General features: G+C 34.4%; 6 protein-coding genes and 1 tRNA gene. 5 read left to right on the top strand and 2 right to left on the bottom strand.

Features of this window, described 5'->3' with window-relative positions:
* On the bottom strand, positions 1-625 hold a 625-nt coding region (locus ACJML3_RS04305), incomplete at its 3' end, for a symmetrical bis(5'-nucleosyl)-tetraphosphatase (protein ID WP_406020913.1).
* 151 nt (positions 626-776) lie between these two features.
* On the opposite strand from ACJML3_RS04305, the gene dnaG reads away from it, so the two are divergent.
* Complete coding sequence (dnaG, locus tag ACJML3_RS04300) at positions 777-2,600, top strand: DNA primase (RefSeq protein WP_406020911.1); 1,824 nt, start codon at positions 777-779, stop codon at positions 2,598-2,600.
* Positions 2,601-2,859: 259 nt separating this feature from the next.
* Positions 2,860-2,936: transfer RNA gene (locus tag ACJML3_RS04295), tRNA-Ile, on the top strand.
* A gap of 208 nt (positions 2,937-3,144) precedes the next feature.
* On the opposite strand, the gene ACJML3_RS04290 is transcribed toward ACJML3_RS04295, so the two are convergent.
* On the bottom strand, positions 3,145-3,657 hold the full coding sequence (locus ACJML3_RS04290; protein ID WP_406020909.1) for a glycine zipper domain-containing protein: 513 nt from the start codon (positions 3,655-3,657) through the stop codon (positions 3,145-3,147).
* 108 nt (positions 3,658-3,765) lie between these two features.
* Here ACJML3_RS04290 and rlmD point away from each other — a divergent pair, with 108 nt between their 5' ends.
* From rlmD to ACJML3_RS04275, 3 genes are read left to right on the top strand one after another with little or no spacing between them, the layout of a single operon-like run.
* On the top strand, positions 3,766-5,163 hold the full coding sequence (gene rlmD, locus ACJML3_RS04285) for a 23S rRNA (uracil(1939)-C(5))-methyltransferase RlmD (RefSeq protein WP_406020907.1): 1,398 nt from the start codon (positions 3,766-3,768) through the stop codon (positions 5,161-5,163).
* Positions 5,164-5,179: 16 nt separating this feature from the next.
* Complete coding sequence (locus ACJML3_RS04280; RefSeq protein ID WP_219937244.1) at positions 5,180-5,470, top strand: nucleotidyltransferase domain-containing protein; 291 nt, start codon at positions 5,180-5,182, stop codon at positions 5,468-5,470.
* Positions 5,457-5,864 carry an HI0074 family nucleotidyltransferase substrate-binding subunit gene (locus ACJML3_RS04275; RefSeq protein ID WP_219937245.1) on the top strand — a complete coding sequence of 136 codons (408 nt, stop codon included), beginning with the start codon at positions 5,457-5,459 and terminating at the stop codon, positions 5,862-5,864. The genes ACJML3_RS04280 and ACJML3_RS04275 overlap by 14 nt, the downstream gene beginning before the upstream one ends.
* Positions 5,865-6,039: the final 175 nt, after the last annotated feature.

Below are 6,039 nucleotides of genomic sequence, written 5' to 3'. Positions count from 1 at the left end.
GAACAGAGCAGTCCTTGTGGCCATAATCAAGTTTAAGATCGGTTCTTATAAGTCTCATTCTTGTAAAGGAGCTTATAATAAATCTCCAGTAGCACATATCGGATTCACAAAGCAGAGGATCATAGTGATCAGGAAAGTCAGCATACATGTTAGACAGCAAAAGCTGTGCTCTTATTTCATCCTTTAGAACAGATGATACAGCCATGCTGTGCTCAATTGCCTCATCAATTGTCCACTTAGGATAGATGCCTGCATGGGCAACGGCAAGCTTTTTATCATGATCAACATATAAAAGGTCACAGCCTTTATAAAACTCAATGATTTTATCTATATTGGATGCTTTTAAAACCACATCAAGATTGTCTTTTCTTTTGGCTTCTTTGAGTTTGTAGTAAACAGCAAGAAAATTCAGATCATGATTTCCTAAAACGGAATAAACAGAGTTTTTATATTCCTTTTTTAATTTAAGTATAAGATTGAGTGTTTCTAGAGGTTTTGGGCCACGACCTATCAGATCACCTGTAAAAATAATCTGATCTTTTTTTCCGTTAAATGAGATTTTATCAAGCAGCTTTTCAAATTCATCAAAACAGCCGTGAAGATCACCGATAATATATGTGGCCATAGTCCCTCCGATAATTAAATTATCCTTGAAACTTCTCTTAAGTTCAACAAAAACAGAATTTACAGAACAAGGATGAGCTTTTAAAAACTAGGATCAAATTAAAGAAAATTATCTTTACTTAGGCTAGAATACCATTAAGGAGATATAGTCTATGCCATTTATAAAAAAGAGTTTTATCACAGACAGATTGCTAGCAAATGTACCGATTGAAAAATATATCGGTCAGTTTGTTAATCTTAAAAAAAGTGGCTCAAATTATATGTGCTGCTGTCCTTTTCATCATGAAAAGACACCATCTTGCAGCATAACTCCATCAAAACAGATGTTCTACTGCTTTGGATGCAAAGAGCATGGCAATGTAATTGATTTTGCCATGAAATATAAGAATTTAAGCTTTGTCGAAGCAGTTGAAGAGGTTGCAGCTTTTGCAGGTATTGAAGTTGAGTATGAAAAAGGTGCTCATCAGTCAAAAGAGGCTGCAGACAAACAGAAAATCTACTTTGATTTTATGGATAGAGCTGCAAGCCTGTTTACAAGTGCTCTAAATTCAGCTCAGGGTGCTGAAGGTTTGGCATATTTTAAAAATCAAAGAGGCTTATCTGATAAGACTATTGTTGAAGCAAGACTTGGTTATGCTCCTAAAAATCCAAGATTCCTGCAAGAATCCTTATGCAGAAGCAAAGATGATGAGCAGATCTTAATCGATCTTGGTTTGCTAGTTAAAGGCGAATACGGTGTTCATGGAATGTACCGTAATCGTGTAATGATCCCTATCTTTGATAAAAGGGGTAGAGTAATTTCTTTTGGTGGAAGAACTATGGGTGATGATAAGCCTAAGTATATGAACACCAAAGAAACTCCAATTTATAAGAAAAGAAACGAACTGTTCGGTCTTTATGAAACATTAAAAGCCAATAATAACCGTCCTGCAAGAATAGTTGTGGTTGAAGGTTATATGGACGTAATTTCTGTAAGACAATCTGGATGTAATTATGCTGTAGCATCATTAGGCACAGCAACAACAGTTGAACAGATAACAGAAATGTTCAGATATACCGATAAGGTTATCTGCTGTTATGATGGTGATAGTGCAGGTAGACATGCAGCCTGGCATGCACTAGTTACAATTACTCCTATTTTGCAGGATGATAAGGAAATAAGATTCTCATTCCTGCCAGTTGAGCATGATCCTGATTCATTAGTAAAAGAGCAGGGACTGTCAGCTTTTGTATCATATCTTGATAATGCTATTACCTATCCTGAGTTTTTAATTGCTCATCTGTCAACAGAATATAATCTTTCCGATCCTAATGGTCTTGCACTATTTGTATCAGAAACAATTAAATATATCAGTAAGATCCCGGTTCTAGCTTTAAGATCGGTTGCTCTAAAGCTATTATCTGCTACATCAGGAATTGCAGAGAATCAGCTTTATGATATGCTCAAAAAAACTCTTGATGGTGAAACATCTGATGCAAATATATTTAAGGATGATATAAAAACACACGACGATCAGGGCAATATTCTAAATACCCCAATGAGACGACTGATTGCCTTTATCTGTCAGCAGCCAACAATTGTCTCTACAGTATTTTATGAATTCAAAATAGAATCATTTGTAAATCTGTGCTCTTCTCTTCAAATACCTGGAACCAATGTATTAGGGTATCTTATAAAACTTATAGGTTCAAAGAGAGATTTAACTCCATCAGAGCTTATAGAATATACTAGAGAAAGCGAATATGATTCTATTGTTCGCAAACTGATTAGTGCACCTCTTATTATCACACATCAAGATGGAAGCGATATCCCATTTAATGACAGAGTAGATTATTTTGTTCAGCTTTTAATTGAGGTTATATCAAAACCATTAAAAGATAAAGCTGATGAGCTGAAGATAAAAATGAATCAGGGGGATAATGAAGCACTCGCTAAGTACTCATTAATACAGAATAAAATGCAGTTTCGTCCATAAGGATGTGTAAACATTGATATAAGAACAAGATGGCTTTAATCTAGTCACTTCCTTCTTTTAACGGTCCTTTACTAAAATCGGAAATTAAACATCAAAGCAAGAGTATTTCGAGCATATTTTTGATTTTTCTAAGCATAGGCTTTACGAATAAACAACCTAATCGTGTTGTTAAATTAAATTTTAGCGTTGCTAAGTTTTGTATTTAAAGCGTTTTTTGCTTGACGAAAAAAGTACTTAAATGTAAAATGTTTGCGTTTAAGGCCCATTAGCTCAGTTGGTCAGAGCAGACGACTCATAATCGTTTGGTCTCCTGTTCAAATCAGGAATGGGCCACCACCTTCAAATTCAAATCTATATTTAAAAATCACCAATCACTAGTTTAAAAAAGAGCAATGCTTTAGTGTAAAGCTGTGGTGTATTCTCTATTGTCAGAATGCTATTCAAGAAAGGATCTGTCCATATTGGACTTTATCATGAATTGATTGAGATAGACTCTTTTAGAGTAGTACGCAGCACTTTCATACTGCGTACAGATAGGAGCAAGTTAGTTAGATTTGATTTCTTCGTAAACTAAAGGACAGGTGTTATAGTTGTCTTGTGTTGCAGTTTTATATTTTCCGTTAGACTCAACCATAATGGTTCCTCTGTCGCCATCTGATACTAGACGAACCTTCTTGCCAACCTTGTATTTGCATGAGAATGGCATATCGATAATCATAGGGCCATTATCTGTCTCAACAGTAAGTCTTACACCATCAGTTCTGTTAGCTACCTTTGATACAGCATTACCAGCAACAGCACCAAGTCCTGCACCAACAATTGTACCTGTTGAGTGATTATTAACCATATTACCGATGATTGCACCAGCAATAGCACCAATAATAGTGTTGTTTCCGTCATTCATCTGATTTGTTTGAATATCGATAATTTCGATATCTTCAATCACACCTTCATAATAGGTGCTTCTTGTTCCAGCTTTTGATGTTGGATTTGTACAGCCGGTAAGTGACATTGCTAATATAGAGCCACTGATTAAAAGTGCTGAATAGAATTTCATAGAAACCTCATTAACAGTAATTATTTTTTTTGTAATATTAGCTTATTTTTTTATAAATGCACTGACGTTTTGCTAATATGTGTTCAGTAAAAGCAAAGAGTTTATATTATGAGCAGAAAACAAAAGCAGATCCCATTTAAAGAGTACGACTCTCCTGTAGAACTTACAGCTTTGAAAATAGATGAGTACGGTGTAGGTATTGCATATATCGATGGCTATGAGATCTATCTTGAGAATGTACTAGATGGAGAAACTGTAAAAGCTAAGATCTTGCCTCCATTTGCTAACGGCTCAAAAAGAAGACCTGCAACAGTTCTTGAATATATAAGCAAATCATCAGACAGAGAAGATCATGAAGGTGAACTTTCAAATCTTAGTGTTTATGCTTTTGGTGCTATGAAATATGAAGCTACCTTAAGACGTAAGGCACAGATGATAAAAGATGCCCTTAAAGATGCTGATATTGACTATAAGGAAGATATAAAGATTGTTCCATCCTCATTTGATGAACCTTGCAGATATAAAAGCATAAGATACTTTGCAAATCAGTCAGGAAGGATTATTCAGGGCTTTTATAAACCACGTTCCCATCAGGTAGAGGAAGTACGTGAATGTCAGTTTGAACCTGAATGGTTCAGTAAGTTTTCATGTGAACTTTGCGATCTATTCAATTCATACAATATCTTAGCTTATGATGAGGAGCGTAAATCAGGTCTTGTCCGTTCCCTAACGTTAAGAGATACAAAGGTTGCAAGACTATGTGCTCTAAGTGTCAGCAGGATGCCAGAGCTGCAGATAATGGATGTATATAAGACTCTTTGTGAGAAATTCAACATCGAGGCAATATTTGTAAATCTGCATGATAATGACAGTAATAAGGTTATCGATGGTAAGGTAATTTCTTTAGGTCAAAAACAGAAAATTGATCTGCCACTGTCTGGATTTAACTTTAAAGCTGATTCAAGAACCTTTTTACAGGTTAACTATCCTGTTGCACAAAAGCTGTATCAGTGTGCTGTTGATTACTGCAAAACGGCTATAAAAGACAGCAAAAGCAGAGAGTCAAATGCTTTAGATCTGTGCTGCGGTGTAGGAACAATGACTCTTCAGTTAAGCTCTCATTTTTCTCATGTTACAGGTGTTGAGATTGTTGAAGAATCAATAGAGGCTGCAAAGATCAATGCACAGGAGAATAATGTACACAATGTTTCCTTTATATGTTCAGATATAAAGAAGTGTATTAAAGATCTTACAAATAAAAATGTGGATGCACTTATATGTGATCCATCAAGAGTAGGTATAGGTGAAGATGCTAGCCTTGCTTTATGTTCTTTAAAACCAGGTGTAAAACTAAGCTATATTTTCTGCTCATTAAAAGCTCTTAGCAGAGATATAAAGACACTTTGCAAAAACGGATATGCAATTGAAAAAGTGATTGGCTTTGATATGTTTCCATATACATCACATGTAGAAACTGTTGTCTTACTTTACCGACAAAATATGTAAATGGTTTAAAATTTTTATGAAAAAAGATATTCCTGAATCTGTATTAAAGGATATAACAAAATTTGCTGAAATAAGTTCGGTAGATAAAGTTATTCTTTTTGGTTCTAGAGCAAGAGGAACAAATTCTCAAAGAAGTGATATTGATCTTGCTGTATATGGAGGAAACTTCGATTTATTTTATTGGAACATAATGGATAAAGTAGATTCTCTAATAACTTTTGATATTATTGATGCAAGTAGTAATATTTCCGATAAACTTAAATTGGAGATTGAAAAGGACGGAGTTGTAATTTATGAAAAAGTTTGAAAATTTCTCCAATTGTTTAAAGGTGTTAAAAAAAGCTGATTTTGAGCTGACTTTTGAAAATGAAATATACAGAACAGGTGTGATTGCACAGTTTAATCTGACTTTTGAACTTTCATGGAAGGCTCTTCAGGAAGTATTAAGAATTCACGGTGTTGAAGGTGCAGATGTCGGTTCACCTAGAGAGATCCTTCAACTAGCCTACAAGGTTGGTTTTATTTCTGATTCTGAATCATGGTTACTGATGTTGAAAAAAAGAAATAGCTCTGTTCATGTGTACAATGAAGATGATGCAGATGAGTTAGTATCTTTAATACGAGACAAATTTATTTCTGCATTTAATAATCTTGAAGAAACCTTAAAAATAAAAATTGCAAAGATTGCAGAATTTAGCTGATTTTCTTTTTGTAGATTCATAAGAATCTAAAAATTCAATGGATGTAGATAGCTGTTAATCGATTAAAGATAAATAGTCCTTTAGATTTGAGAACTTATACCTTACATAATCTACTGATCAGTGAAGTGTTTTGAATGCTTATGGATGTTGGTACTGTATATTATTAGCTTCTAAC

The organism is Succinivibrio sp., assembly GCF_045124615.1.
GTDB lineage: Bacteria > Pseudomonadota > Gammaproteobacteria > Enterobacterales > Succinivibrionaceae > Succinivibrio > Succinivibrio faecicola.
Note: the sequence above shows the minus strand (reverse complement) of the source record. Positions and strands in the feature narration are given on the sequence as shown.